This window comes from Nonomuraea muscovyensis (assembly GCF_014207745.1).
Taxonomy (GTDB): Bacteria; Actinomycetota; Actinomycetes; order Streptosporangiales; family Streptosporangiaceae; genus Nonomuraea; species Nonomuraea muscovyensis.
Map to the genome: position 1 here is coordinate 547,737 of NZ_JACHJB010000003.1, position 26,375 is coordinate 574,111.

Annotated in this window: 23 protein-coding genes; 11 read left to right on the forward strand and 12 right to left on the reverse strand. The window is 71.2% G+C overall.

Annotated elements, in window-relative coordinates:
* Nucleotides 1-158: 158 nt before the first annotated feature.
* Nucleotides 159-1,376, reverse strand: coding sequence for a class I SAM-dependent methyltransferase (locus FHU36_RS34400; protein ID WP_312892037.1), 1,218 nt, complete (start codon nt 1,374-1,376; stop codon nt 159-161).
* 288 nt (nt 1,377-1,664) lie between these two features.
* Here FHU36_RS34400 and groES point away from each other — a divergent pair, with 288 nt between their 5' ends.
* From groES to FHU36_RS34420, 4 genes are all read left to right on the forward strand, one after another.
* On the forward strand, nt 1,665-1,976 hold the full coding sequence (groES, locus tag FHU36_RS34405; protein WP_043623565.1) for a co-chaperone GroES: 312 nt from the start codon (nt 1,665-1,667) through the stop codon (nt 1,974-1,976).
* A gap of 72 nt (nt 1,977-2,048) precedes the next feature.
* Nucleotides 2,049-3,668, forward strand: coding sequence for a chaperonin GroEL (gene groL, locus FHU36_RS34410; RefSeq protein WP_185088229.1), 1,620 nt, complete (start codon nt 2,049-2,051; stop codon nt 3,666-3,668).
* A 124-nt stretch (nt 3,669-3,792) separates the two neighbouring features.
* Nucleotides 3,793-4,446, forward strand: a complete 654-nt coding sequence (locus FHU36_RS34415) for a hypothetical protein (protein WP_185088230.1) — start codon at nt 3,793-3,795, stop codon at nt 4,444-4,446.
* 320 nt (nt 4,447-4,766) lie between these two features.
* Nucleotides 4,767-5,402, forward strand: a complete 636-nt coding sequence (locus FHU36_RS34420) for a sigma-70 family RNA polymerase sigma factor (protein WP_185088892.1) — start codon at nt 4,767-4,769, stop codon at nt 5,400-5,402.
* A gap of 196 nt (nt 5,403-5,598) precedes the next feature.
* On the opposite strand, the gene FHU36_RS34425 is transcribed toward FHU36_RS34420, so the two are convergent.
* Both FHU36_RS34425 and FHU36_RS34430 read right to left on the reverse strand, forming a co-directional pair.
* Nucleotides 5,599-5,976 (reverse strand): DUF5319 domain-containing protein, encoded by a 378-nt coding sequence (locus FHU36_RS34425; protein ID WP_185088231.1) that lies wholly within the window; start codon nt 5,974-5,976, stop codon nt 5,599-5,601.
* Between the two features lie 36 nt (nt 5,977-6,012).
* On the reverse strand, nt 6,013-7,026 hold the full coding sequence (locus tag FHU36_RS34430; RefSeq protein WP_185088232.1) for a helix-turn-helix transcriptional regulator: 1,014 nt from the start codon (nt 7,024-7,026) through the stop codon (nt 6,013-6,015).
* A gap of 419 nt (nt 7,027-7,445) precedes the next feature.
* Between FHU36_RS34430 and guaB the strand changes: the two genes are divergently transcribed.
* Together guaB and FHU36_RS34440 are read left to right on the forward strand one after the other, a co-directional pair.
* Nucleotides 7,446-8,927 carry an IMP dehydrogenase gene (gene guaB, locus FHU36_RS34435; protein WP_221497082.1) on the forward strand — a complete coding sequence of 494 codons (1,482 nt, stop codon included), beginning with the start codon at nt 7,446-7,448 and terminating at the stop codon, nt 8,925-8,927.
* A gap of 3 nt (nt 8,928-8,930) precedes the next feature.
* Complete coding sequence (locus FHU36_RS34440; protein WP_185088233.1) at nt 8,931-10,052, forward strand: GuaB3 family IMP dehydrogenase-related protein; 1,122 nt, start codon at nt 8,931-8,933, stop codon at nt 10,050-10,052.
* A gap of 42 nt (nt 10,053-10,094) precedes the next feature.
* Here the strand turns inward: FHU36_RS34440 and FHU36_RS34445 are convergent, their stop codons facing one another.
* The 7 genes from FHU36_RS34445 to FHU36_RS34475 all read right to left on the reverse strand — a co-directional run bounded on the left by FHU36_RS34445 (nt 10,095) and on the right by FHU36_RS34475 (nt 16,901).
* Nucleotides 10,095-10,463, reverse strand: a complete 369-nt coding sequence (locus FHU36_RS34445) for a hypothetical protein (protein ID WP_185088234.1) — start codon at nt 10,461-10,463, stop codon at nt 10,095-10,097.
* Between the two features lie 404 nt (nt 10,464-10,867).
* Nucleotides 10,868-11,614: a class I SAM-dependent methyltransferase gene (locus FHU36_RS34450; RefSeq protein WP_312892038.1), complete on the reverse strand. Its 747-nt coding sequence runs from the start codon at nt 11,612-11,614 to the stop codon at nt 10,868-10,870.
* Nucleotides 11,615-11,828: 214 nt separating this feature from the next.
* Nucleotides 11,829-12,863 carry a MerR family transcriptional regulator gene (locus FHU36_RS34455; protein ID WP_185088236.1) on the reverse strand — a complete coding sequence of 345 codons (1,035 nt, stop codon included), beginning with the start codon at nt 12,861-12,863 and terminating at the stop codon, nt 11,829-11,831.
* Nucleotides 12,864-13,095: 232 nt separating this feature from the next.
* Nucleotides 13,096-13,920 (reverse strand): class II fructose-bisphosphate aldolase, encoded by an 825-nt coding sequence (locus FHU36_RS34460; protein ID WP_185088237.1) that lies wholly within the window; start codon nt 13,918-13,920, stop codon nt 13,096-13,098.
* A 70-nt stretch (nt 13,921-13,990) separates the two neighbouring features.
* Nucleotides 13,991-14,899: a 1-phosphofructokinase family hexose kinase gene (locus tag FHU36_RS34465; RefSeq protein WP_185088238.1), complete on the reverse strand. Its 909-nt coding sequence runs from the start codon at nt 14,897-14,899 to the stop codon at nt 13,991-13,993.
* Nucleotides 14,899-16,032, reverse strand: a complete 1,134-nt coding sequence (gene nagA / locus FHU36_RS34470) for an N-acetylglucosamine-6-phosphate deacetylase (RefSeq protein ID WP_185088239.1) — start codon at nt 16,030-16,032, stop codon at nt 14,899-14,901. Before nagA ends, FHU36_RS34465 begins: the two co-directional genes overlap by 1 nt.
* Complete coding sequence (locus FHU36_RS34475; RefSeq protein WP_185088240.1) at nt 16,029-16,901, reverse strand: SIS domain-containing protein; 873 nt, start codon at nt 16,899-16,901, stop codon at nt 16,029-16,031. The genes nagA and FHU36_RS34475 overlap by 4 nt, the downstream gene beginning before the upstream one ends.
* A 133-nt stretch (nt 16,902-17,034) precedes the next feature.
* Here FHU36_RS34475 and FHU36_RS34480 point away from each other — a divergent pair, with 133 nt between their 5' ends.
* Complete coding sequence (locus FHU36_RS34480) at nt 17,035-17,805, forward strand: DeoR/GlpR family DNA-binding transcription regulator (RefSeq protein WP_185088241.1); 771 nt, start codon at nt 17,035-17,037, stop codon at nt 17,803-17,805.
* Between the two features lie 78 nt (nt 17,806-17,883).
* Nucleotides 17,884-19,620: a glycerol-3-phosphate dehydrogenase/oxidase gene (locus FHU36_RS34485; RefSeq protein ID WP_185088242.1), complete on the forward strand. Its 1,737-nt coding sequence runs from the start codon at nt 17,884-17,886 to the stop codon at nt 19,618-19,620.
* Nucleotides 19,621-19,663: 43 nt separating this feature from the next.
* On the opposite strand, the gene FHU36_RS45965 is transcribed toward FHU36_RS34485, so the two are convergent.
* Together FHU36_RS45965 and FHU36_RS34495 are read right to left on the reverse strand one after the other, a co-directional pair.
* On the reverse strand, nt 19,664-21,448 hold the full coding sequence (locus FHU36_RS45965; protein ID WP_185088243.1) for a S8 family serine peptidase: 1,785 nt from the start codon (nt 21,446-21,448) through the stop codon (nt 19,664-19,666).
* A 269-nt stretch (nt 21,449-21,717) separates the two neighbouring features.
* On the reverse strand, nt 21,718-22,638 hold the full coding sequence (locus FHU36_RS34495; RefSeq protein WP_185088244.1) for an AraC family transcriptional regulator: 921 nt from the start codon (nt 22,636-22,638) through the stop codon (nt 21,718-21,720).
* 153 nt (nt 22,639-22,791) lie between these two features.
* Between FHU36_RS34495 and FHU36_RS34500 the strand changes: the two genes are divergently transcribed.
* The 3 genes from FHU36_RS34500 to FHU36_RS34510 all read left to right on the forward strand — a co-directional run bounded on the left by FHU36_RS34500 (nt 22,792) and on the right by FHU36_RS34510 (nt 26,325).
* Nucleotides 22,792-23,712 (forward strand): NAD-dependent epimerase/dehydratase family protein, encoded by a 921-nt coding sequence (locus FHU36_RS34500; protein WP_185088245.1) that lies wholly within the window; start codon nt 22,792-22,794, stop codon nt 23,710-23,712.
* A gap of 134 nt (nt 23,713-23,846) precedes the next feature.
* A complete protein-coding gene (locus FHU36_RS34505) occupies nt 23,847-24,455 on the forward strand; it encodes a TetR/AcrR family transcriptional regulator (protein ID WP_185088246.1) in 609 nt (202 codons plus the stop codon).
* Nucleotides 24,456-25,017: 562 nt separating this feature from the next.
* Nucleotides 25,018-26,325 (forward strand): dicarboxylate/amino acid:cation symporter, encoded by a 1,308-nt coding sequence (locus FHU36_RS34510; protein WP_185088247.1) that lies wholly within the window; start codon nt 25,018-25,020, stop codon nt 26,323-26,325.
* Nucleotides 26,326-26,375 lie beyond the last annotated feature (50 nt).

Here is a 26,375-nt window from a genome sequence, read left to right on the forward strand (position 1 = left end):
GCAGCGGTGGGGTAGGTCCGGTTTTCAGATGAATAAGAGAACGCGGTGAGCCGCTGCAGGGGGAGAACTCACGCCCGCACACCTTAGCCTCTGGATCAAGGTCCGTCAGGGGCGATGGAAAATATCGGGGTTACCGGGCTATCGCCCTGGTTTGTCATTTACGCAGGTGAGGTGGGGTGGCAAATGAGGGCCGACGGTTTGTCCATGACGCGAGTGAGAATGACGACGCCGGATTTATCCCCCGAAAGTCGCAAATCTGCGCGGAGCCGGTCGATGTCCACGGCCGAGGCGCGCTTCTTGATGGTGACATTGCCGATGTGCCGCTCGCGCAGGGCGGCGCGCAGGCGCTTCAGCGAGAACGGCAGCGCCTCGGCCACCTCGTAGCGCGCCGCCCACGGGGTGTCCACCGGCTCGTCGCCGGTGATGTAGGCGATCATCGGATCGGCCAGGCGGCCCCCGACCAGCTCGGCCACCTCGCCGACCAGGTGCGCGCGGATCGCGGCGCCGTCGGGCTCGTAGACGTAGCGGCCCAGCGGCCCCACCGGGGCGGCGGCACCGGTGGCCGAGAGCGTCTGCCCGCCCGGCAGCAACGTGGCGCGCCGCCGCACCCACTCACCGGCCGCGCCGGGTCCGATCCACAGGGACGCCTCCTTCACCTCCCCCTTGAAGGACACCCACTCGGCCTCGGCGCCCTCGGGGATGAACTCGTACGGGATGCCCGGCGCCACCTTCAGGCAGACGCGCCGCGCGCGGGCGACCAGGTCGAGCACGACCGGCCACGGCGGCGAGTAGGCGAGAGGATCGAACGTGCGGCCCCGCGCCCCGCGCCGGGCCGGGTCGGCGAACAGCACGTCGTAGTCCTCGGGCGACACCGTGGCGGCGTCGGCCACCCGGACCGTCACCCGGTCGGCGAGCCCGAGCGCCTCGGCATTGGCCCTGGCCACGGCGACGGTCAGCGGGTCGGTGTCCACCGCGTCCACGACGCAGCCGGCCCTGGCCAGCTCCAGGAAGTCACCTCCGACCCCACAACAGACGTCCACCACGCGCAGCCCACCCGCTGCCGCCGCGCCCGTACCCGGAGCCGTGAGGGCGCCTGCGACGAGGCGGTGGGCGCGATGCGCGGCGACGTCGGCGCGGGTGGCCTGCTCCAGCCCGTGTGGTGTGAAGAACATCAGCTCGGCCTGGTCACCGAACTTGGCCCTCGCCCGCTCCCTGAGCGCCGTCTGGGTGAGCGCCGCCGACGCGAGCGCGGCGTCGTGGCTCCTGCGCAGCCGGGTCGCCGCCGCCACCGGATCGGCGCCGCGCAGCTCCCGTGCCTCCTCCAGGGCGCGCCGGCCGCGCGGGGTCAGCAGCTCGGTGAAGGCGTCGAGGTCCACGTCGTACGACGTTAGCGCCTTGCCCGGGGTCCGGGCGCCGTCCGTGTGGCCACGCCGGGGCGAACCCGGCCGAAAGCCTCGTTCTCCTAGGTGAACGGGCATGTCTCGGTCCTGATCGCTCAGAGCAGACGCGTTCGTGTTGACTGTCAAGCCCCTCTTGCATATGTTTCCTGTTGGCACTCTCCCCTTGAGAGTGCCAACGTGCGACGAGGCAGGTCTGGCACCCGCGACGGCAGGCCCCGCTGGTCGCCTCTTCTGATCATTCACATCTGAAGGGGAGGTCCGATCGTGACGACCGCCACCAAGGTTCCCGTTAAGCCGCTCGGCGACCGCATTGTGGTGCAGCCGCTTGAGGCTGAGCAGACCACCGCTTCCGGCCTGGTCATTCCGGACACCGCCAAGGAGAAGCCGCAGGAGGGCAAGGTCCTCGCGGTGGGCCCGGGCAACTGGGACGAGGACGGCGACAAGCGCATCCCGCTCGACGTGAGCGAGGGCGACATCGTTCTCTACAGCAAGTACGGCGGCACCGAGGTCAAGTACGGCGGCGAGGAGTACCTCGTGCTCTCCGCCCGCGACGTTCTCGCGATCATCGAGAAGTAAGCCGGTTGTGTCGGGCCCCGGGCGCTCTCTTGCGGCCGGGGCCTTCGACACCAGGAGAGGACTTTCAGCAAAATGGCGAAGATCCTGGAGTTCGACGAGGATGCCCGGCGCGCGCTCGAGCGCGGCGTCAACGCCCTCGCGGATGCCGTGAAGGTTACCCTCGGCCCGCGTGGCCGCAACGTCGTCATCGACAAGAAGTTCGGTGCTCCGACGATCACGAACGACGGCGTGACCATCGCTCGTGAGATCGAGCTGGAGGAGCGCTACGAGAACCTCGGCGCCCAGCTCGCCAAGGAAGTGGCCACCAAGACCAACGACATCGCGGGTGACGGCACCACCACCGCGACGGTCCTGGCCCAGGCCATGGTCCGTGAGGGCCTGCGCAACGTGGCGGCCGGCGCCTCGCCGCTGTCGCTCAAGCGCGGCATCGACAGGGCGGCCAAGGAGATCAGCGACAAGCTGCTCGCCAGCGCCCGCCCGGTCGAGGACAAGAAGGAGATCGCGAACGTCGCGACCATCTCCGCCCAGGACGCCAAGATCGGCGACCTGATCGCCGAGGCGTTCGACAAGGTCGGCAAGGACGGCGTCCTGACGGTCGAAGAGTCCAACGCCATGGGCATGGAGCTCGAGTTCACCGAGGGCCTCCAGTTCGACAAGGGCTACCTGTCGGCCTACATGGTCACCGACCCCGAGCGCATGGAGTCCGTCCTCGAGGACGCCTACATCCTGCTCACCCAGGGCAAGATCGCCTCGATCGCAGACTTCCTGCCGCTGCTGGAGAAGGTCGCGCAGACCAAGAAGCCGCTGCTCGTGGTCGCCGAGGACGTCGAGGGCGAGGCCCTGGCCGTCCTGGTCACCAACAAGATCCGCGGCACCTTCACCTCCGTCGCCGTCAAGGCGCCCGGCTTCGGCGACCGCCGCAAGGCGATGCTGCAGGACATGGCCATCCTCACCGGCGGCCAGGTCGTCAGCGAGGAGATCGGACTCAAGCTGGAGAACGTCGGTCTCGAGGTTCTCGGCCAGGCCCGCCGCATCGTCGTCACCAAGGACGCCACGACCATCGTCGACGGCGCCGGTGACGCGCAGGCCATCGAGGACCGCGTCAAGGAGATCAAGATTGCCATCGAGCAGTCCGACTCCGACTGGGACCGCGAGAAGCTGCAGGAGCGGCTGGCCAAGCTCGCCGGTGGCGTCTGCGTGCTGCGCGTCGGCGCGGCCACCGAGGTGGAGCTCAAGGAGAAGAAGCACCGTCTCGAGGACGCGATCTCCGCGACGCGCGCCGCGATCGAGGAGGGCATCGTCTCCGGCGGTGGCTCGGCCCTGATCCACGTCTCCAAGGAGCTCGACGACCTCGGCCTCACGGGCGACGAGGCCACGGGCGTCGGCGTCGTGCGCCGCGCGCTGGTGGAGCCGGCTCGCTGGATCGCCGAGAACGCCGGTCTCGAGGGCTACGTGGTCACCCACAAGGTCGCCGAGCTGCCGGCCGGTCACGGCCTCAACGCCGCGACGGGCGAGTACGGCGACCTCATCGGCCAGGGCGTCATCGACCCGGTCAAGGTCACCCGCTCGGCGGTGCAGAACGCCGCCTCGATCGCGGGCATGCTGCTCACGACCGAGGTCCTCGTGGTGGACAAGCCCGAGGAGGAGGCTCCGGCCGCCGGCCAGGGCCACGGTCACGGTCACGGCCACTGACCCCAGCACCACCGCACGGCCCGTCCCGCTCCGGGGCGGGCCGTTCGCGTGTCCACGAGGCCCCTGGGCGTGCCGGTCGCGGTCGAGCCGGTCCGGGTCGTGCGGCCTGTGCCAGACTCGGCGGGTGGACCGGGACGTGGCGCGAGCGGTGACGCGGCTGCGGGAGGTGTTCGACCGGTACCCCCGGCGTCCCGTCCTGGAGGGGTGCCCGCACTGTCGTGGCGGGGTGCCGGTGGACGAGGAGCACCTGTTCGGGCTGTCGATCGGCCTGGGAGGCACGATCGGCACCACCGACGACGTGAAGGCCCTGCTGCCCCTGCTGCTGGAGCGGCTCGTCACGGGGCACGAGCTGTTCCCGGGCACCGTGTTCGCCCTGCTGGCGCGCGAAGGCCTGGGCGACTGGCCGGCAGCCGAGCGGGAGGCGGTCGAGGGCTGGCTCATGGCGGTGTGGCGGTCGCTGCTCACCGGGTTCCCGGCACGGGCCGGCGCGTTCGGTGACGCGGCCGACTTCCTGGCCGACGTGGCCCGCCTCGTGGACCCGAGCCCGTTCCTCGACACGTGGGACGGGCTGAGCGGACCGGAGGCGGACCGGCACCTGGCCGGCCTGGTGGCGGCATGGGCGCGCGGCGCGCGGCTGCCGGCCGAGGCGCTCGCCTGGCTGGGCCGCGACCGGGTGCGCGAGCGGCTGTTCGCGGCGTTCGAGCGCGATCATGCCGCCGCGTGGGCGGACGACCTGGCTGCCGCCTACGACCTGCTCGCCTTCGGCCCCCAGCCGTGACAGGACGCCATGACTGACCCCGCGCAGGGACTCCGCCGGGGCAGAGACGTCGTATGGCCGCGAATGTTGTGTGACGTGGTACATATCCGCGAGGGTCCGGCCAGAGGATATGGAATGGTGACTTTTTCCGAGTAAACCCGGCCTGTAAGCAAGGCGTCGGCCCACCTGACAAATGTCGCGCAATTTCGCCTAATGGGTGAAATATTGTGCCGCCATGAAAGGCTTAGTGTCGCCGACCGATTACCCCGCGTTATCGTCGCATCAATGTGACCAATCCGTAGCCGTTCGCGATGACGACAGGTACGACCAGTGCGGGCATCATGCCTATCGTGAGCGAGGGAAGCGTCGCCGACGCCAAAATTGGGGTAAGGCTCGCGTCGAGACTTCCGGCACGAACGGATGACTCCGACCTAAGAGAACTGACGAGTCTCGCCGTACAGGGTGATCGCCGTGCGATCGAATCCCTGCTCCGCGAGTTGCGTCCGATGGTGGTGCGGTATTGCCGTGCCCGGTTGGGAAGGGTTTCCGGGCAATATCACATAGCCGACGACGTGGCCCAGGAGGTCTGCATCGCGGTGTTGTCCGCGCTGCCCCGCTACCGTGACATGGGCCGTCCGTTCGCCTCGTTCGTGTTCGGAATCGCCTCGCACAAGGTGGCCGACGCGCTGCGCAGTTCGGTCCGCTCGGCCGTGCCGACCCAGGACCTGCCCGACGGGCCCGACGACGGGCCGGGGCCCGAGGAGACCGTGGTCCGCTACATCGAGGTCGAGCACGCCCGCAGGCTGCTCGCCCGGCTCCCGGACAACCAGCGCGAGTTGCTGCTGCTACGGGTGGTGTCGGGGTTGTCGGCCGAGGAGACCGGTAATGTACTCGGCATGTCACCAGGTGCGGTCCGGGTCGCCCAGCACCGGGCGCTCGCGAGGTTACGGCAGATGGCCGAGCTGGAGTCGGCTTGACGCCGGAGGAGGAGAGCGACGCACTCCTTGACGGGCTGTCCCGTGGTGAGCCGCCCGACGACGCGGATCCCGCCGCCCGGCTCCTCGCCGTGCTTCTCGGTGACGTCTCAGCCGGTCTCTCAGTCGGCGTGCCGGGAGATGTGCCCGGCGACGGCGCCCCGGCGGACGGCCCCGAAGCCGGCTCGATGCCGACGGATCAGTGGCGTTCCTCGGTGTCGATGACACCGTCGACGTAGCCCCTCGCGTACTCCCAGGTCACGTAGTCGGCGGGGTCAGGCTGGAAGGCCGGCTCGTGCACCTGCGGCTGACCCTTCTCGATCATCTGGCGGAGGTTGCCGCGCAGCAGCTCCCAGTCGAAGAAGTGCTGTTCGCCGCACTCGGGGCAGTCGAGCACCAGGCCGAGCACCCCCTGCGGCTCCAGCAGGGAGCGAAAGACCTCGACGTCGGCGAGGTCGGTGATGGCCTCGTCGCGCTCGGCCGCGGTGAGCGGCTCGGCGTCGTCGAGCTCACCCATCGCCGCCGACGGATCGTTCGGGTCGTCCGCGAACGGATCGCGGGGGACGTCTTCCAACACCTTCCCACCATATGACCGATGCGGCCTGAGCGGTGCTCAATGGGTGAGCCATCCGCGCCGGGCGGCCTCCACCCCTGCGTGGAAGCGTGACTGGGCCCCCAACCTGGCCATCGCGTCGGCGAACCTCGCGCGTACCGTGCGCACCGAGACCCCGAGCTGGCGGGCGATCGACTCGTCGCACATGCCCTGCGCCGCGAGCCGGAGCACCTGCACCACGCCGTCTCCGCGGCCCTCCCACGGCATGGGCACGGCCCGGCCCCACAACTCCTCGAACAGCGAGCCCAGCACGCCCACCACGATCGGGGTGCGTACCAGGTAGAAATGGTAGGCGTGGTCGGGCAGGTTGCCGCCCCACAGCGCGGGCAGCCCGGCCGCCTCGGGACCCGCGGTCATGAACCAGCTCGGCACCCGGTCGAGCGTCCGCACCCCGCCACCCGTGTCCTGCAGGCGGGTGACCTGGTCGCGCACGCCGGGCAGCGGCAGGGTGTCCACCGGGATGACCGCGCGCACCTTCAGCAGCCCGCGCCGCTGGGCGTCGATCCACGGGTCCGCGAACTTCCGGACGAAGTCGGCCATGGTGCGCTCGTCGGGGATGGCGGTCAGCAGCGTCATCGGCGGCGCCTGCACGGCCATGCCGATCACACTCTCGTACAGCACGTCGGCGCCGCTGGCGAGCTCCACCGGGAACGGCCCGCTCTGGTAGTCGCGCCCCGCGTCGTAGTCGCGGATCAGGCCCCGGATCGAGCCGAGCGCCGAGTCGATGCGGCGGCTCTCCTCGGCCAGCCGGTCGAGCCGCTCGGCGATCAGGCGGCCCAGCGCGCCGGCCGGGTGCCGGGCGAGGTACTCGCCGGACTGCTCGTCGACCACGCCGAGCTTGACCAGGTCGTCGAGCTGCCTGCTCACCGTGTCGGCCGGGCCGCCCATGGCCTCGGCCACCTCCGCCAGCGTGGCCCGGTGCAGGCGCAGCACCGCGGTGTAGAGGGCCGACCGAGCCGGATCGAGGCCCAGCGTCTCGAAGGGGGAGGACACGTGGGGTAACTCGTTGCGCATCTCAGGGAGCTCCGTACGGGGGACACGGGCGTGTCGCGAGGATAACGCGGCGGCCGGCACCTGTCCGCCCCTTACGCCGACTCGTCGGCGGTCTCTGCAACTTCGTGCAGTTGCAGGTTTGCACATTGCCGTCCCGCGCGAGGGTCCTCCACGCTGGGTCGAGAGTCGGCAACCACCGGGCCACGGCTGTGCGGAGCCATCAGGACGCGGAGGGGGGTTCGGTGGCGCCACGCGCTTGCGCGCCCCGGATGCCGGTGGCCGGAGGATGGGACGGATCACCGACCGTCCCATCCCCCGGCTCTTTCGATGCCGGGAGTACGACGGGCCGTGGGGGTCATCGTCCTCCCGGCATCGGTGCTGTTTGGAGCCAGGCCCTAGACTTGTCTGCGATAAGCGCATCGGCAGGAGGGGGCCGCAGCATGTCCAAGTTCACCGAGACAGGTCTGACATTCGACGACGTGCTGCTCGTGCCCGCGTATTCAGACCTCCAGCCCGGTGAGGCGGACACGCGCACGCGGCTGTCCCGGCGCATCACGCTGTCCATCCCGCTGGTCTCCGCGGCCATGGACACCGTCACCGAGGCCCGCATGGCCGTCTCGATGGCCCGCCAGGGCGGCATCGGCATCCTGCACCGCAACCTGTCGGTCGAGGAGCAGGCCCAGCAGGCCGACCTGGTCAAGCGGTCCGAGGCCGGCATGGTCACCAACCCGGTCACCTGCACCCCCGACGACACGCTGGCCGACGTGGAGCGGCTGTGCGCCACCTACCGGATCTCCGGCGTCCCGGTGACCGCCGTCGACGGCACCCTCGTCGGCATCGTGACCAACCGCGACATGCGCTTCGAGACCGACCACTCCCGCCCGGTGCGCGAGGTCATGACCCCGATGCCGCTGGTCACCGCGCCGGTCGGCGTCTCGCGCGACGCGGCGTTCACGCTGCTGCGCAAGAACAAGATCGAAAAACTTCCGCTGGTCGACCCCGACGGCAGGCTGCGCGGCCTGATCACGGTCAAGGACTTCACCAAGAGCGAGCAGTACCCCCTCGCCACCAAGGACGCCGACGGCCGCCTGGTGGTCGGTGCGGCCATCGGGGTGGGCGGCGACGCGGAGCTGCGCGCCAAGGCGCTGATCGAGGCGGGCGTCGACGTCGTCGTCGTGGACGTGGCGCACGGCCATTCCAAGGGTCTGGCCGACATGGTCGCCAAGATCAAGTCCAACAGCAAGGTCGACGTCATCGGCGGCAACATCGCGACCAGGGCCGGCGCCCAGATGCTGGTCGACGCGGGCGCCGACGCGGTCAAGGTCGGCGTGGGCCCCGGCTCCATCTGCACCACCCGCGTGGTGGCCGGGGTGGGCGCGCCGCAGGTGACCGCCATCCACCAGGCGTCGCTGGCGTGCGCACCGGCCGGGGTGCCGGTGGTCGGCGACGGCGGTCTGCAGTACTCCGGCGACATCGTCAAGGCCATCGCCGCGGGCGCCGACACCGTCATGCTCGGGTCGCTGCTGGCGGGCTGCGAGGAGTCGCCCGGAGAGCTGATCTTCATCAACGGCAAGCAGTTCAAGTCCTACCGGGGCATGGGCTCGCTCGGGGCCGTGCGCAACCGTGAGCGGGGCGGCGCCTCCTTCAGCAAGGACCGCTACGCCCAGGCCGACGTCGGCGGCGAGGACAAGTACATCCCCGAGGGCATCGAGGGCCAGGTGCCCTACCGCGGTCCGGTCGCGGCCGTCGCCCACCAGCTCGTCGGCGGGCTGCGCCAGGGCATGTGGTACTCCGGCTGCCGCACCATCGAGCAGATGCACACCGACTGCCAGCTCATGCCGATCACGTCGGCGGGGCTGAAGGAGAGCCACCCCCACGACATCCAGATGACCGTGGAAGCCCCGAACTATCACAGAAGGTAATACATGACTCAGCAGGTGGAGATCGGCCGGGGGAAGACGGGCCGCCGGGCCTACGCGCTGGACGAGATCGGCCTCGTGCCCTCGCGGCGCACCCGTGACCCGGAGGAGGTCTCGATCGCCTGGCAGATCGACGCCTACCGGTTCGAGCTGCCCGTCGTCGTCGCGCCCATGGACAGCGTCGTCTCGCCCGCCACCGCCATCGAGATCGGCCGGCTCGGCGGCCTGGCGCCGCTCGACCTCGAAGGGCTGTGGACGCGGTACGAAGACCCGCTGCCGCTGCTTGAGGAGTGCGCCGGGCTGGAGGCCGAGGCCGCCACCAGGCGCCTGCAGGAGATCTACAACGCGCCGATCAAGGAAGAGCTGATCGGCCGCCGCATCGAGGAGATCCGCGCGTCCGGCGTCACCACCGCGGTCCGCCTGTCGCCGCAGCGCACCGTCCAGTACCACAAGGCCGTGATCGACGCGGGCGTCGACATCTTCGTCATCCGCGGCACCACGGTCTCCGCCGAGCACGTCTCCGGCCGGGCCGAGCCACTCAACCTCAAGCAGTTCATCTACGAGCTGGACGTGCCGGTCATCGTGGGCGGCTGCGCCACCTACACGGCGGCCCTGCACCTCATGCGCACGGGCGCGGCGGGCGTGCTGGTCGGCTTCGGCGGCGGTGCCTCCCACACCACCCGCAACGTCCTCGGTGTCGCCGTGCCCATGGCCACCGCGATCTCCGACGTGGCCGCGGCCCGCCGCGACTACCTCGACGAGTCGGGCGGCCGCTACGTCCACGTCATCGCCGACGGCGGCATGGGCACCTCCGGCGACATCGCCAAGGCCATCGCCTGCGGCGCCGACGCCGTCATGGTCGGCTCGCCGCTGGCCCGCGCCACCGAGGCTCCCGGCCACGGCCACCACTGGGGCTCCGAGGCCCACCACCCCGACCTGCCGCGCGGCCGCCGTGTCAGGTTCGGCACGGTCGGCACGCTGGAGCAGATCCTGCACGGCCCGTCGAGCGTCGCCGACGGCTCGATGAACCTCATGGGCGCGCTCAAGCGCACCATGGCCTCCACGGGCTACTCCGACATCAAGGAGTTCCAGCGCGTCGAGGTGGTCGTCGCCCCGATGCAGCGCTGACACCCTGGCGCCGGGCCCGCCCGTCTGGTGGGTGGGCCCGGGTCACTCCAGTTCGCCGATGGCGGCCACCGCGTGACCGCCTCCGCCCTTGCACGTCCAGAGGGCTGCCCCGCCCGCCTGCTTCGGATGCAGCCCGAGAGAGTGAGCTGGACAGGTCGGCCAGATCTTCCCATCCTGCTCGGCGATCACCTCCTGGGCCAGATCGGCGATCAGGACGAGGGTGGCAACCGGCTCATGCTCTTCGTCGGCACGCAGTCCATAGCTGGAGTACTGACCCTTGTACTCGACGCGCAGGTAGCCGAGGTCGTCCCACTCCGGGGTGTCGAAGCCGAGTCGTCCAGCGACACCGGTCGCGGCCATGTCGCGCTGAACGGCGAGCACCGTGTTGTCCAGAACCTCGTTGGTGGTCATGTCCCGCAGCCTGACGTAGTGCTGGGCGACTTTCGTCGCGGATGCCCCAGTCTGCTGGTCACACCATGATCCCGGGTCGGTAACGGCCACTCTCGATCGGCGCCGCCCGCAGACCTGCGAGGTGGGTCCACGGCGACGCCTGTGCCGCTTCGGCCTCCCGCTGTTCGGGACGGGCGCGGGCGATGGCGGCGGGTGCCGGGGTTCTCGCCGTGTGCTGGCCCGGCTGGGGCTCGAACCGTGGGACATCACCCGGCAGGGCGAGCCCGCCGCCGAGCCGGGCATGCCCGGCCGGCCGCTTACCCCCGAGGGCCGGTACCAGGGGGTTGAGCCGCTTCGTGGACGACGTGGGTTCCCGGCGGCCCGCCGAGCCGGCGGGCAGGGGGTTACCAAGCGTCCGAGGGCGCTCACCGCACGGCTACGAGGATCATGTCATCGCCGACCTGCCACACCGTTCCGACCTCGCTGAATCCGGCGCTGCGCAGCAGGTCCGCGTGTACGGAGGCCGGCACGTGGTGGTCGCCTCCTCCGTGTCCCGGTCGCGCCTCCCGTTCGGCCAGAAGATCTGCCAGAGCGGGTTCTTCCTCGACGGCGCGCCACCAGGAACTCCAGTCCTCGTTGTGGACAGCGGCCGACGACTGCCTGACCGCGGCGGCCAGATGGGCGATGGTGGGTTGCTCGTCGTAGAGGTTGTCGGCGTTGACGAAGATCCCGCCGGGTCGTAACTGTCCGGCCAGTTCGAGGTACACCTCCGCGAGAACGTCGGGCGGCAGGTAGTGCAGGGCGGTGGTGGACATCGCCGCGTCCGCCTTCCGGCTCAGCCCGAGGAGGGTCGACCAGCCGGGAACGCCCAGGTCGGCTTCGACGAACCGCGCGGCATCGGGATACCCGCCTCTGGCCAGGGCGAGGAGAAGCGGGTCCACGTCCACGCCGACGATCTCCGCCGCAGGCAGCCGCCCGGCCATCCGGGCGGACAGGGATCCCGGGCCGCACCCGAGGTCCAGGATCAGCGGGTCGGCCACGTCGCGGAGGGCGGCGGCGAGCACGTGCCCGATCGTGGCGAAGCGCGACTCGCGGGCGGCGACGTAGCGTTCCTGCTGGGCGTCCCACCGCTGCAGCCATTCGCGCGCGAGCTGGGGTTCGACAGACTTCACGATTCGGCCTCCAGGGGGATGTCGCATCCGGTGCGCCCACTGTAGCAATGAAAATCGTTGTCGCTTTGGGCTGTAGCGTCGCAGCCTGCCGTAGTGCCGGCACTGCGAGCCGCCGAGCCGCCGACGAGCTACCGAGCCCCATCCGGGCCGCGGGTGGCAGCGTCGACGGCTCGGCCGGCCGCGCCTGCAGCGCGGCGCAGCGCGAAGAACACTCCTAGGTGTGGGCGAGCAGGGCCTGGATGGCCCAGTCAAGGGCCGGGGTGAGGTCTTCCGGGGGTGGCCAGCCGTTGACGATCGCCAGGAGGTGGAGGTAGCGCTGGCGGCGGGGGTCGTTCGCGGTCTCCAGGCGGGTCAGCAGGCGGTGGCGCAGGGCGGTGTCGTCGGGGCGCCCGAGGCCGCTCGCGTACTGCGTGGCGAGTGCCGCCACGACGGCGTCGGCCTGGGGCGAGGCGGGATCGACGCCCGCCGTCAGGGCGGGGGCCGCGTGGTCGCGGGCCAGCGCGGCGGCGTCGCGCCGTGGAGCTGCGGCGGGCGTCCGGCCGGCCCGTTGCTGGTCGGCGGGGTGCTGGTCGGTCGGGTGCTGGTCGGCGGGGTGCTGGTCGGTCGGGTGCTGGTCGGCCCGGTGGTGGTCGGTCGGGTGCTGGCTCGCCCGGTGGTGGTCGGCCCGGTGGTGGTCGGCCAGGTTGCGAAGGGTGTCGCGGAAGGCCGGGTCCTGGGTCAGTTCGGCCAGCTCGACCCAGGCCGCTACCTGGGCGGGTTCGGGGTCGTCGGGGAGTTCGGGGGTGAGTGACCGCGCGATGCCGCTGAGCGCCGGGTCCGCGAGGGTGGCGTCGAGGAAGTCGCCGGCGAGGCGGCGGCGTTCGGCTCCGGACAGGGTGGCGAGCTTGTGCATGAGCTCCATCTCCTCGGGGTCGGATCCGCGTTCGGCCACCGCCGTCAGGATGGCGCGGCGCAGGCGGAGGTCGCGGATCTGCACGGCCAGGGCCGCGGCGTGCGCCGCGGCGACCTCGGGGAGGGCGAGCTCCCGGTCAGCGATCCGGCGGATCGTCGGCAGGTCCAGGCCCAGTTCGCGCAGGGTCCGTACGAGGTCGAGGCGGGCGACGGCGTCGGGGCCGTACAGGCGGTGGCCGGCCGGGTTGCGGCCGGTGGGCGGCACGATCCCGCGGTCGGAGTAGAACCGGATGGTCTTGACCGTCAGCCCGGTCAGCCGGGCCAGGTCGCCGATCGTGTGGAGCGTGTCGCCGTGCATGACTCCAGCCTTGCGGCTCCCCCTACGGGAGCCGCAAGGGCTCTGGCGCCGCCGGGGGAGACATGGGTCGTGGCGATCACCGGGTGCGGGTCATCAGGACCGTGCTGCTGTCTACCTCGCGCTCAACTGGCTGATCGTGGAGCGACTCACGCTGCCGGACGTCTTCACCGAGAGCAGGTGGCCGAACTCGTCTCGACCGCGGTGGAACGCGCGCTCGGACCGGAGGCGTGAGTCAGCCGGCGAGCACGCCCAGCAGGTGGGTGACCTCGCGGGCGACGGCGTCGCGGCCGGCCCCGAGGTACTTGCGGGAGTCCACCACCTTCGCGTCGCGCTCCAGGTAGTCGCGGACCGCGCCGGTGAACGCCTTGTTCAGGTGCGTGGCTATGTTGATCTTCTTCATGCCCTGCCGTACGGCGTCGCGCAGCGTGTCGTCGGGCACCCCGGAGGAGCCGTGCAGGACGAGCGGCACCGGGACGGCGGCCCGCAGCTCGGCGATGAGCGCCAGGTCGAGCACGGCGTCCTTGGTGGTCATCGCGTGGGACGTGCCCACGGCCACGGCCAGCGCGTCCACGCCCGTGCGGGCCACGTACGCGGCGGCCTCGTGCGGTTTGGTCCGCGCGCCCGGCGCGTGGACGCCGTCCTTGCCGCCGACCTCGCCCAGCTCGGCCTCCACCCACACGCCGCGCTCGTGGCACCAGGCGGTGACCTCCGCGGTGGCCGCCTCGTTCGCCTCGTCGGGCAGCGCCGAGGCGTCGAACATCACCGAGCCCAGCCCCAGCTCCACCGCCTCCTCGACGAGCGCCCGGTCGGTGGCGTGGTCGAGGTGCACGGCCACCGGCACCTCGGCCCGGCGGGCCACCGCGAGGGCCGCCAGGGCGACCGGCTCCAGCGCGCCGTGGTAGCGGACGCAGTTCTCGCTGATCTGCAGCACCACCGGCAGGCCGGCGACCTCGGCCCCGGCGACGATCGCGGTGGCGTGTTCGAGCTGGATCACGTTGAACGCGCCGACGCCGGCGGGCGACGCGCGGACGATGTCACCGGTCGAGGCGAGGGGCATGTCGGGCTCCTTGTCGATGGAAGGCGTCGATGGAAGGCGTCGGTGGAAAGTGTCGGTCGAGAGCGTCGGCTCAGGTGAGGTCGATGAGCGGGTGCACGTGGGCATAGACGTCGGCGTCGAAGTCGCCGGCGACCGGCGCGGCCACCGCCGCCGCGCCCAGCGCCGCCGCCCGCCGGAGCCGGTCCGGCCAGGCCGTCCCCTCCACCAGGCCGAGCGCCAGGCCGGCGACCAGCGAGTCGCCCGCGCCTGTCGGGTTCCCCTCCACCTTGTACGGCATGCGCGCCCGGAACGTCCCGTCGGGTGTGACCGCGAGCAGCCCGTCGGCGCCCAGCGAGACGACGACGGACTCGGCGCCCCGGGACCGCAGGTGCTCGGCCCCCTCGACCGGGCCTCCGTGGGGCACGGCCCGGGTCAGCTCGTCGGCGTTGGGCTTGAGGATCGCGGGCCGCCCGGCGGGGGCGTGCAGCAGCGGCTCGCCGTCGGCGTCCACGATGGCGGGCACCCGCCGCTCGGCTGCGAGGGCGGCGAGGTGCGCGTAGGTGTCGGCCGGGACGCCCCGTGGCAGGCTGCCGGAGACGACGACGGCGTCGGCCCGCGCCAGCAGCCCCTCGTACACCCGGACGAACTCCCGCAACTCGGCCGCCGTGACCTCGGGACCGGGCTCGTTGAACAGGGCCGTCCCGCCCTCGGCGCCGCCCGAGACCACCAGGGTGGTGCGCGACTCGCCGGCCACCCGCACCAGCGCGCCGGGCAGCCCGGCGGCTTCGAGGTCCGCCTCGACGGCCCGGCCGGTCGCCCCGCCGGCCAGGCCGGTGACCAGCACCTCCTGGCCGAGGCCGCGCAGGACGCGGGCCACGTTGACGCCCTTGCCGCCGGCCCGCCGGTGCACCGACCGGACCCGGTTGACCCCGTCCCAGTCGACGCCGGGCACCTCGTAGGTGACGTCGAGGGCGGCGTTGAGCGTCACGGTGAGGATCATCAGGGCTCCACGATCCAGGCGCCGCGCCTCATCACGCCCGCGACCTCCAGGTCACCGGAGAGCACGACGAGGTCGGCCGCCTTGCCCGCGCCGATCGAGCCGATCTCACCGTCGAGGCCCAGCACCCGGGCGGGCGTGAGCGAGGCCGCCCGCACCGCCTCGGGCAGCGACAGGCCGACGTCGCGCACCGCGCGGCGCACGGCGACGTCCATGGTCAGCGTGCTGCCCGCGATCGAGCCGCCCTCGGCCAGGCGGGCGACGCCGTCGGTGACGTTCACCCGCATCGTGCCGAGCACGTACGAGCCGTCGCCCATGCCGGTGGCCGCCATCGCGTCGGTGATCAGCGCCGTCCGGCCGGGACCGGCGGCCCTGACGGCCAGCCGCAGCATCGCCGGGTGCACGTGCACCCCGTCGTTGATCAGCTCGACCGTGACCCGGTCGTCCTCCAGCAGCGCGGCGACCGGGCCGGGGGCGCGGTGGCCGAGCGGCGGCATCGCGTTGAACAGGTGGGTGGCCACGCTGCCGCCCGCCTCGATGCCGGCCAGGGTCTGCTCGTAGGTGGCGTCGCTGTGGCCGAGGGCGGCGATCACGCCCTGCTCGCGGGCCGTCCGGATGGTGTCGAGGGCGCCCGGCAGCTCGGGCGCGATCGTCAGCATGCGCACGTGGCCGCGCCCGGCCTTGACCAGCCGCTCGAACTCGCGTGGCGACGGCTCGCGCAGCAGCGCCGGGTCGTGCGCGCCGCAGCGGGCCCTGGCGATGTAGGGGCCCTCGAAGTGCAGGCCGGCGAGCAGGCCGTCGTCGCACAGGTCGGCGAGCGAGGACGTGGCGGCCTCCAGGTCGCCGAGGGCGGCCGTGACCAGGCTCGCCACCATGGTGGTGGTGCCGTGCCGCTCGTGCAGCGCGATGGCCGCGCGCGCCCCGGCGTGGTCGCCGGCCGGGAACGAGCCGCCCGACCCGCCGTGGTTGTGGATGTCGACGAAGCCGGGCGCGACGTAGCGGCCGCCGAGGCTGTGGCCGTCGCGGGGGGCGGGGCCGTGGCCGACGTGGGTGATGCGGCCGTCTTCGATGGTCAGCCACCCGTCGTGCGTCCCCTCCGGGGTGACGATGCGGGCGTCGGAGAGAGTGAGGCTCATGAGGAGAGGATCACAGATCGCGTCAGGTGGAGGGGCTCGTCCGGGTTGAGGCCCTTGGCGAACGCCCGGGCCACCGAGACGCGCTGCGCCGTGACCAGCTCGGCCATCGGGTCGAGGCCGCTCTGGCGGAAGGCGCCGCCGGTGGCCTCGACCTGCTCGCGCAGCCCCTCCGGCGCCGTGCCGAACATCCAGGTGACGCGGCCGGGCCCGGCGATGCTGATGGGGCCGTGGCGGTATTCCATCGCCGGGTAGGCCTCGGTCCAGGAGCGGGACGCCTCGCGCATCTTCAGCGCCGCCTCGTGGGCGAGGCCGACCGACCAGCCGGTGCCGAGGAAGGTGATCTGCTCGGCCTCGACGAGCCCGGCGTCGAGCGGGGCGGCGACGGCCTGCTCGGCGTCGGCGATGGCCGGGGCGAGGTCCTCGCCGAGGCTGGCGCGCAGCAGCGCGAGCTGGGTCGTGGCGAACCTCGTCTGCACGACCGACCGCTCGTCGGCGTAGTCGAGCACGACGACCCGGCCGGCGGCCCGCATGACGGGCGTCTCCGGGTCGGCGGTGATGGCGGTGGTCCGGCCGCCGGTCCGGTTCAGCAGGTCCAGCACCTCGGTCGTGGTGCCCGAGCGGGTGAGCGCCAGCACGTGGTCGTAGCGGCGGCCGGCCGGCATCTCGGAGGCGGCGAACGCGTCCGTCTCGCCCTGCCCGGCGGCCTCGCGCAGCGCCGCGTACGCCATCGCGACGAACCAGGAGGTGCCGCAGCCGACGACCGCGACCCGCTCGCCGGGCTCGGGCAGCACGCCGGCCGGGACGTCCTCGACCGCGCGACGCCAGCAGTCCGGCTGAGAGGCGATCTCCGCTTCGGTGTGGGTGGTCACCGGTTCCTCCTGATTCGTGATTATTTCTGTGTTTTTTATAGCAGAAAGGAGCAGGATTGTGCAGTAGGTGGCTGTGACCGTGCGTGGTGTGCCACTCTTGCGGCCAACGGCACGCACTCTCAGGGAGGCCCTGGTGTCCCGATACGAACGCTGGAACGGGATTCTCGAGCTGCTGTCCCAGGAGGGCCGCCTGTCCGTCGAGGAGGCCGCCCAGGCGCTCGACGTCTCCACCGCGACGATCCGCCGCGACTTCGACCAGCTCGCCCAGCAGCAGATGCTCATGCGCACCCGCGGCGGGGCGGTCGCCCAGAGCGTCAGCTACGACCTGCCGCTGCGCTACAAGACGGCCCGGCACGCCGACGAGAAGCAGCGCATCGCGGCCGCCGCGGCCGAGCTGGTCGCGCCCGGCGCCGTGGTCGGCATGAACGGCGGCACCACCACCTCCGAGCTGGCCCGCGCCCTGGCCACCAGGGCCACGCCGGAGTCCGGCCTCACCATCGTCACCAACGCGCTGAACATCGCCGCCGAGCTCACGGTCCGGCAGCACGTCAAGATCGTGGTGACCGGCGGAGTCGCCCGGCCGCAGTCGTACGAGCTGATCGGCCCGCTGGCCTCCGGGGTGCTGGAGCAGGTGACGCTGGACGTGGCGTTCCTCGGCGTGGACGGGATCGACGCCGACCTCGGCGCCTCGGCGCACCACGAGGGCGAGGCGGGCGTCAACCACCTGCTCATCAGCCGGGCCGAGCACGTGGTGGCGGTGGCCGACTCCTCCAAGGTGGGCAAACGGGCTTTCTCCCGCATCTGCCCCATCGGCGAGATCGACACGCTGGTCACCGACGACCGGCTCACCGACGACCTGGCCGCCCGGCTCACCGACGCGGGCGTCAAAGTCGTCCGGGCCTGACCCCGGGCGTACATCGTTCCGCCCGAGGGGGTAGGTATGGGAACGCACACGGATGACGGCCGTACCCCAGGGGGAGTCATGGCGGCGGGAAGGGGCGTGGCCCGGCTCGGGCCGGCCGAGCGGGCGGCGGCGCTGGCGAGGATGGGCGCCGAGGAGCTGGACGTGATGGTCGTGGGAGGGGGAGTGGTGGGGGCGGGGACCGCGCTCGACGCGGCCACGCGCGGGCTGGCCGTCGGTGTCGTGGAGGCCCGCGACTTCGCCTCCGGCACCTCCTCCAGGTCGTCCAAGCTCATCCACGGCGGGCTGCGCTACCTGGAGCAGCTCAACTTCGACCTGGTCAGGGAGGCCCTGCGGGAGCGGTCCCTGCTGCTGCAGCAGATCGCGCCGCATCTGGTGCGGCCGGTGCCGTTCCTGTTCCCGATGACGCACTTCGGCTGGGAGCGGCCGTACGTGGGGGCGGGGGTGGCGCTGTACGACACGCTCGGCTACGCCACCGGCCTGTCCCGCGGCGTGCCGGGACACCGCCACCTGTCGCGCAGGAGGGCGCTGCGCCTGGCCCCCGCGCTGCGCAGGACCGCCTTCACCGGCGCCGTCCAGTACTGGGACGCGCAGGTCGACGACGCCCGCTACGTCATGACCTTGCTGCGCACCGCCGCCACCTACGGCGCCCACGTCGCGCCGCGCGTCCAGGCCGTCGGCTTCCTGCGCGAGGGCGAGCGGGTCACCGGCGTGCGGGTGCGCGACCTGGAATCCGGCACCGACATGGAGGTGCGGGCGCGGCAGGTGGTCAACGCCACCGGGGTGTGGACCGACGACATCCAGGAGCTCGTCGGCGGGCGGGGCCAGATCCACGTGCGCGCCTCCAAGGGCATCCACCTCCTGGTGCCGCGCGACCGCATCCACTCCTACACCGGCATCATCCTGCGCACCGAGAAGTCGGTGCTGTTCGTCATCCCGTGGGGACGCCACTGGATCATCGGCACCACCGACACCGAGTGGACACTCGACAAGGCGCACCCGGCCGCCTCCCGCCTCGACATCGACTACCTCCTCGACCATGTCAACGCCGTGCTCTCGGTGCCGCTGACCCGCGACGACGTCGAGGGCGTCTACGCCGGGTTGCGGCCGCTGCTGTCGGGCGAGTCCGACGAGACCTCGAAGCTGTCACGCGAGCACGTGGTCGCCCACCCGGTGCCCGGACTCGTGATGATCGCCGGCGGCAAGTACACGACCTACCGGGTGATGGCCAAGGACGCCGTCGACGCCGTCGCGCACGGTCTCGACCAGCGCGTGCCCCCGTCGTGCACCGACCGGGTCCCGCTGGCCGGCGCCGAGGGCTACCAGGCCCTGTGGAACTCCCGCCACCGGCTCGCCCACACCTCCGGGCTGCACGTGGCCCGGATCGAGCACCTGCTCCAGAGGTACGGCTCGCTGATCGACGAGGTGCTGGAGCTGATCGAGGCCGACGCCTCGCTCGCCCGGCCGCTCAGCGGGGCCGACGACTACCTGCGCGCCGAGGTCGTCTACGCCGCCACGCACGAGGGCGCCAGACACCTCAACGACGTGCTGACCCGCCGTACGCACATCTCCATCGAGACCTTCCACCGCGGCCTGGGCGTGGCACAGGAGGCGGCCGAGCTGATGGCCGGGCCGCTCGGTTGGGACGGCGAGCAGACCAAGCACGAGGTCGAGTACTACACCAAGCGGGTGGAGGCCGAACGGCTGTCCCAGCAGCAGGACAGCGACCAGGAGGCCGACGCGATCAGGCTCGGCGCGCCGGAGATCGTGCCGGTCGCCCCGCCCACGGACCCATGACCGGGCCGGGCGGCACCCGCCGCCCGGCCCGGTGGGAGATGCCCTACGGCACCGTCACGGTCTTGGTCACCGTGCCGGTGGCGCCACCGTTGTCGGTGACGGTCAGGGTGACGCTCTTGGCGCCGCCCGAGCTGTAGATGTGGCTCACCGTGGCGCCGGTGCCGGTCGTGCCGTCGCCGAAGTTCCAGGCGTACGAGCTGATCGTGCCGTCCGGGTCGGACGAGGACGATCCGTTGAAGTTGCAGAAGCGCCAGATGAAGATCACCTGGCAGGTCTGCGTGAAGTTCGCGGTCGGCGGCTGGTTCGCCGGCGTGCCCGCGCCGACCTGCTTGGTGGTGGACGCGGTCGCGCCGTCGTCGTCGGTCACGGTCAGCTTGACCGTGTACGTGCCGGCCGCGCCGTACGTGTGGCTCGCCGTGGCGCCGGTGCCGGTCGTGCCGTCACCGAAGTCCCAGGCGTACGAGGCGATCGTGCCGTCGGAGTCGCTGGAACCGGACCCGTCGAACGAGCAGGCGAGCTGGGTGCACGACGAGGTGAACGACGCCGTGGGCGGCCGGTTGCCGCCGCCGCTGCCGGGCGGGTACTGGGTGGCGTCGTGCACGTCGAGCAGCGGCTCCCTGACGCCGTCGGACGAGTCGTCGGTCCAGCCGGAGTTCCCGGTGGCGATCAGCGTGTCGCGCACGGCGAGCACGCCCGCCCGGTCCGCCGGCTTGTGCGAGCCCGAGGTCAGGACGCCCGCGGCGCCCGCGACGTGCGGGCTGGCCATCGAGGTGCCGCTGATGGTGTTGTACCCGCCGTTCATCCACGTCGAGTAGATGCAGGTGCCGGGCGCGGCGACCTCGATCGTGCGGCCGTAGTTGGAGTAGAAGGCCAGCGTGTCGTCCTGGTCGCGCTCGCTGCGGCACGACAGCGTGTCGCCGCCCTGGCCGCCGGGCAGGCCGTCGATGTCGGTCAGCGCCGAGACGGTGACCACGTCGGCGTGGTTGGCCGGGAAGAAGGTCGCGGCGTCCTTGCTGCTGTTGCCCGCGGCGACGACGATCACGACACCGCGGTTCGTCGCGGTCGTGATGGCGTTGCTGATCGCGCTGCTGGTGCAGCCGTCGCAGCCGAGGCTCAGGTTCGCCACCTCGATGGTGGACGAGCGGGCCGCCACCCAGTCGATGCCGGCGGCGATGCCCGCCAGCGTGCCCGAACCGGCCGAGTTCAGCACCTTCACCGCGTGGATGCGGGCGCCCGGCGCGACGCCCACCGGCCCGATCGCGTTGTCGATCGCGCCGACGGTGCCGGCCACGTGGGTCCCGTGGCCGTTGTCGTCGTCACCGGAGTCGTTCGTGCAGGAGCCCGACTGGCAGTTCGCCCGCGCGACGACGTTGAGGTCCGGGTGGTCGAAGTCCACGCCGGTGTCGATGACGGCCACGTCGACGTCGATCCGCACGTCGTCGGTGCCGTCGATGTCGAGGTTCGGGTTGTCCGGGCCGAAGATCCGCTTGACGCCGGTGGGCGTCGTCTGCGGGAACGCCACCACCTCGGCGTCCGGCTCGACGGACAGCACGTTCGGGTCCCGCTTGAGCGTCTCGGCGGCCGACGCGCTCAGCCGGGCGGTGTAGCCCTTGAAGGCGTGCTCGTACACACCGACCAGCTCACCGCCCAACCGCTGCACGTGCTCCTGGGCGGTCGCCTTGGGTGCGGCGCGCAGCTTGTCGCTGAGCTGGACGATGTAGGCGCTCTCCTGCAGGGCCTCCTGCGGGCCGGCCGAGGCCGGGAGCGGCGTCGCGCACAACGCCAGAGCGCTGACGGCTAATGCGAACAGGGGGGTGCGTGGTCGCATGTGAGCCCTTCCTGGGATGGCGGATGGGGATCACTGAAAACATGAGCCCAAATCAGGCCGGCGGCCATACGTAAGGCCCACGTATTGCGACTACGTACTCCGTAGTAGCCGTGCCCCAGCTCAACCCCGGAATCCGGCGTCAGAGGAGCCCGCCAGGGGCCCACGCCGGGCGGACCGGGAACTTCAGGATCTTGTCCATGACCTGCGCGCCATCCGCGATCACGAGCCTCGGTGCGACCCGTCAGGTGAACGCGCGGATGTCGGTGCTGCTAGCCGGTGAGGTGCCTGCGGTACTGGCCTGGGGCCTGGCCGTACTCGCGTTTGAACGCCTTGGCGAAGGCGAACTCCGAGGTGTAACCCGTCCGCATGGCGATGGTGCGCAGGGGCGCGTCGCCGTCGCGCAGCAGGCGGGCCGCGATCGTCATGCGCCACCAGGTGAGATAGGCCAGAGGTGGGCGACCCGCCAGGGTGCTGAACCGCTTGGCGAAGGTGGCCCGGGACAGTCCGGCCAGGTCCGCCAGCTGGTCGACGGTCCACTGCCGTTCGGGATGGGAGTGGATGGCACGCAGCGCCGCCTTCGTCGCGGGGTCGTTGAGGGCCGTGGCCCATCCGGTGCCCGTGGTGGCCGCCTGCTCGTTCAGCCATGCCCGCAGGATGAGCAGCAGCAGCATGTCGATGAGCGAGGACAGGATCGTCGTGGTGCCGGCCTGCGGATCGGCCAGTTCGTTGCCGAGCAGTTCGACGACGGCGCGTAGGGACGCGTGCCGGCCGACCTCGGCCGGCAGCAGGACGATCTCGGGCAGGTCGTCGAGGAGCGGGTGGCTGCGGTCGCGGTCGAAGTAGTAGGCGGCGCACAGCAGGGTTGTGGTGGCGCCTTCGCCGTGGATGTTCACCTGGTCGAGTCGGGATGCGTCATCGTCGGGGCGCGGCCGGAACTCGATCTCGGGGCTGCCGGGCCGGTCTACCAGGGCGTACCCCGTCACGCGCGGGACGAAGACCACGTCTCCGACGCTCAACGCGAGCGGTGGGCCGCTGGGCGGGATCACCCAGCAGGTGCCCTGCAGCACCACATGGCAGCCCGCGGCGTCGTCCGGCGGGAAGCGCACTCCCCAGGGTGCCTGAGCCCGGGTCCGGGCCGCGTGAGGCTGCCCGCTCCGGATGGCTGTGAGCACGTCGCTGAGCCAATCCATGACCACACTATAAGCGTGCAGAGCTCAGACGCTCAGACATGAATCCCAGAGGAACAGCCATGTTTCGTCTGCCCTGGCGACCGTACTGTCGACTCCAGGACGAGCCTGATGCCCGTCCGTTACCACTGATGACTGACGTCCTTGGGGGACTCCATGTCGTTGCATGTCGTGGTGGGCGCCGGCCCCACCGGCAGCGCCGTCGCGCGCCTGCTCGCCGACTCAGGACAGCGCGTACGCGTGGTGTCGCGACGCGGGAACGGGCCAGACCACCCACTCGTCGAACGGGTCGCGATCGACGCCGCCGCGGGACGCCTGGTCGAGACGCTGGAGGGCGCGACCACGCTGTTCAACTGCGCGATGCCGCCCTACGACCGCTGGCCGGCCGAATGGCCGCCCCTGGCGGCAGCGCTCCTGAACGCCGCGGAACGCACCGGCGCGGACTACATCATGCTGGGCAACACCTACGGCTACGGGCTCGTGGACGGGCCCGTCACCGAGACGCTGCCCATGGCGGCCACGACGGTGAAGGGCCGCGTCCGCGCACAGATGTGGACCGACGCGCTCGCTGCCCATGAGGCCGGCCGGGTACGCGTCACGGAAGTGCGAGCCAGCGACTACCTGGGCGCGGGCGCCGCCTCGCTCTTCACCCTGCTGGTCGTCCCCGAGGTGCTGGCCGGCCGGCCGGTGTCCTATCTGGGCGACCTCGACGCGGCGCACAGCTGGAGCCACACCTGGGACGTGGCGCGCACGCTGGTCGCGGTCAGCCGGCACGACGCGGCCTTCGGGCGCGCCTGGCACGTGCCCTCCACCTCCGACCTGCCCGTCCGGCAGTTGACCGCGCGGCTCGCCGAGGTGGCCGGGGCTCCCGCCCCGACGCTGAGCGCCATGCCGGACCAGGAGCTGGAACGGCTCGGCGAAACGGACTCGATCATGGCGGAGATCCCCGAGATGCGTTACCTCTACCAGCGACCGCACGTCCTCGACTCCACCCGGACCGAGCAGGAGTTCGGCCTCAAGCCGACCCCGCTGGACGACGTCCTGGCCGAGACAATCAGCCTCGGGACCGCGCGATGACGCGGCTGTCCAGGACGCCGGCCGACGTGCGCCCGCCCGCTTGAGCGTCAGCCCTGTTCGGTGAGCCGAGCCTGCCCGGGGCCTCCACGAAGAGGCACAGGCCATCACGTACAGTGACAGGGGTGTGGGGGGAGATGGAAGAGCAGCGGGTACTGGGGGTCGCCACCCGGTTGTTCGCCGAGTTGGGCTTCGACGGCACATCGGTGGCGCTGATAGCTCAGGCGGCGGGAGTCGACGCCGAGAGCGTGCTCGCCCGCATCGGTGACAAGGCGCAGCTGTACCGCCAGGTGATGCTGCAGGCGCATCGGGCCGAGCGGGAGGTCGTGGAGGCTGCCGTCGCCCGTTTCACACCCAGCACGCAGGGACTGATCGAGCTGGTCGACGCCTATCTGGACTTCAACCTGGACCACCCGTACGTGCTGGCTCTGTGGATGCACCGGTGGATGGGCGACGCCATGGACGTGGGTGGGCTGGAGGAGCTGTACGCCCGGCCGCTGATCACCATGGTGACCGGCGTGGCGGGCGAGGTGCTCGCCGAGGACGTCGACGCCGACCATCTGACGTGGACCGTCATCTGGTGCGTGTACGGGTTCCTGACCGGCGGCATGCAGTACACCAGCCCCGGCTCGGCGATAGGTACGGGCCGGCGTCCCAGCCTCCCGATGGCGGACTCCGAGGCGCTGCGCCGGTTCCGCCGGTATCTGCACACCCTGATCCGCCGGATGAGCGCCCCCGCCGCTTGATGCCCTCGGGGGCCCCACTCGGCGCACGCAGCGCGCGTGTGGCGGCGAGCCGGGTGTCGGCCTGACTCGGCGAAGGACCGACGAGCTTCTCCACCCTGGCCATCCGCTGAGAATCGGCGCCGGTGGATCCCCAGTGCTCGGTCGTGGCGTGCCTGGCTCAACCCCCGGAACTCAGCGTCAGGAGAGCCCGGCAGGGAGCCACTGCCAGCCGGTGCCACGAACGGCGAGATTTAGACACTTAGACAGGTATTGCAATTTTGGACAACGAATCTATAGTTGGTGAAACCGCGACTACTCCACAGGACCACCCGGTCGGTCGCAGCCCTCACGAACGGTCGTCTGTTCCCTGATCGGATCCGGCGGCCGCGCAAACCACCCCGGCACGCGGTCTCCCAAAGGGGACCGACGGCTCGTGGCGACAGTTCGCCTCTTGGGCCGACGACTGCCGATCAGCGCATCCGCCATCACCAGACGCCACGCTGCAACCGCGCTGAAGCAGAAGCCGACCCTCGGTCATGAGGGGAATCTTCCGGCGTCCCATAAGCCTTCCAGGAAACCGCTTATGAAAAACAAGGCCGCCATCTCCATTGCCGCAGCCCTCGTCCTCGGAGTCGGTGTAGGGCTCGGCTGCCACCACCTGACAACCGACGACGCGGTGCGCGTGGGCATCATCGACGTGTTCGACACCATCGCGCACCTCTTCCTCAACCTCGTCAAGATGGTCATCGCGCCGTTGATCTTCGCCACCATAGTGTCGGGCATCATCAACGCCGCGAAGTCGGGGCTGGGCAAGATCTTCGTCCGTTCGATGCTGTGGTTCACCTCAGCCTCCGTCCTCGCCGGCCTGGCGGGCTTCGCCGTGGCTCACCTGCTGGGCGTCGGCGAGGGATTGCACCTCAGGCCGACCGGCGAGGACTCCGGGCTCGAAGCCAAGCCCCACGACCCTGGAACGTTCCTCGTCAACCTGGTCCCGCAGAGCTTCGTCAAGGCGCTCGCCGAGAACCAGCCCATGCAGATCTTGATCTTCGCCATGTTCTTCGGCGCCGCGCTGCTGTCCCTGAAGAAGGAGGGCGGCAACAAGATCGGGTCGGTGATCGACGAACTGACCGCAGTCATGCTGCGGATGACGGGATACGTCATGATCCTGGCCCCGCTGGGGGTTTTCGCGGCTGTCGCCTCGGCGTTCACGGATGAGGGGTTCGAGGCGTTCGCCACCTACGGGTCGTTCATCGCGACCTTCTACGGTGCGCTGGCGGGACTGTGGGTCGTCATGCTGGGCGTCGCGGTGTTGTTCCTCGGCAGGGCGGCGTTCCGCCTCGTCGTCGCCATCCGGGAGCCGATGTTCATCGCATTCTCAACCGCCAGCACGGAGGCCGCGTTTCCCCGGCTGATCGAATCCCTCACGAAGTTCGGGGTGGATCGTCGGACGACCGGTTTCGTCCTGCCGATGGGGTATGCGTTCAATCTCGACGGCTCGATGCTGTACATGACGTTCGCGGGCACGTTCTTGATCAATGCCTACGATCTGGACCTCAGCATCGGTCAGCAGCTTCTCATGGTCCTGGTGCTTCTCATCAGCAGTAAAGGTATGGCCGGTGTCCCGCGGGGCGCGCTCGTCATCGTCGCGGCGGTGGTGCCGGGATTCGGGGTTCCGGCCGCCGGTGTCGCTCTGCTGCTGGTCATCGACCAGATACTCGACATGGGGCGTACCGCGACGAACTGCCTGGGCAACGGCATCGCCACCGCCGTCATCGGGCGTAACGTGGTCGACCCCCACGAGCGCGACGACGACCTGCCACGCCACGCGGAACCAGACCGGCCCCGTCCTGGACAACGAGACCAGGAACTGATCGAGCCGGCCGGCGCCTGAGAACGATCGCTCGTGCGACCCGCCGCCTGTCGCACGAGCCCCTCCCCGAA

Coding starts and splice junctions, on each gene's coding strand:
- FHU36_RS34440 (WP_185088233.1), top strand. CDS start 8,931: ATGACTCAGCAGGTGGAGATCGGCCGGGGGAAGACGGGCCGCCGGGCC.
- FHU36_RS34495 (WP_185088244.1), bottom strand. CDS start 22,638: ATGGATTGGCTCAGCGACGTGCTCACAGCCATCCGGAGCGGGCAGCCT.
- FHU36_RS34420 (WP_185088892.1), top strand. CDS start 4,767: ATGCCTATCGTGAGCGAGGGAAGCGTCGCCGACGCCAAAATTGGGGTA.
- FHU36_RS34430 (WP_185088232.1), bottom strand. CDS start 7,026: ATGCGCAACGAGTTACCCCACGTGTCCTCCCCCTTCGAGACGCTGGGC.
- FHU36_RS34485 (WP_185088242.1), top strand. CDS start 17,884: ATGGCGGCGGGAAGGGGCGTGGCCCGGCTCGGGCCGGCCGAGCGGGCG.
- guaB (WP_221497082.1), top strand. CDS start 7,446: ATGTCCAAGTTCACCGAGACAGGTCTGACATTCGACGACGTGCTGCTC.
- FHU36_RS34500 (WP_185088245.1), top strand. CDS start 22,792: ATGTCGTTGCATGTCGTGGTGGGCGCCGGCCCCACCGGCAGCGCCGTC.
- groL (WP_185088229.1), top strand. CDS start 2,049: ATGGCGAAGATCCTGGAGTTCGACGAGGATGCCCGGCGCGCGCTCGAG.
- FHU36_RS34445 (WP_185088234.1), bottom strand. CDS start 10,463: ATGACCACCAACGAGGTTCTGGACAACACGGTGCTCGCCGTTCAGCGC.
- FHU36_RS34465 (WP_185088238.1), bottom strand. CDS start 14,899: ATGATCCTCACCGTGACGCTCAACGCCGCCCTCGACGTCACCTACGAG.
- FHU36_RS34505 (WP_185088246.1), top strand. CDS start 23,847: ATGGAAGAGCAGCGGGTACTGGGGGTCGCCACCCGGTTGTTCGCCGAG.
- FHU36_RS45965 (WP_185088243.1), bottom strand. CDS start 21,448: ATGCGACCACGCACCCCCCTGTTCGCATTAGCCGTCAGCGCTCTGGCG.
- FHU36_RS34510 (WP_185088247.1), top strand. CDS start 25,018: ATGAAAAACAAGGCCGCCATCTCCATTGCCGCAGCCCTCGTCCTCGGA.
- FHU36_RS34460 (WP_185088237.1), bottom strand. CDS start 13,920: ATGCCCCTCGCCTCGACCGGTGACATCGTCCGCGCGTCGCCCGCCGGC.
- nagA (WP_185088239.1), bottom strand. CDS start 16,032: ATGAGCCTCACTCTCTCCGACGCCCGCATCGTCACCCCGGAGGGGACG.
- FHU36_RS34455 (WP_185088236.1), bottom strand. CDS start 12,863: ATGCACGGCGACACGCTCCACACGATCGGCGACCTGGCCCGGCTGACC.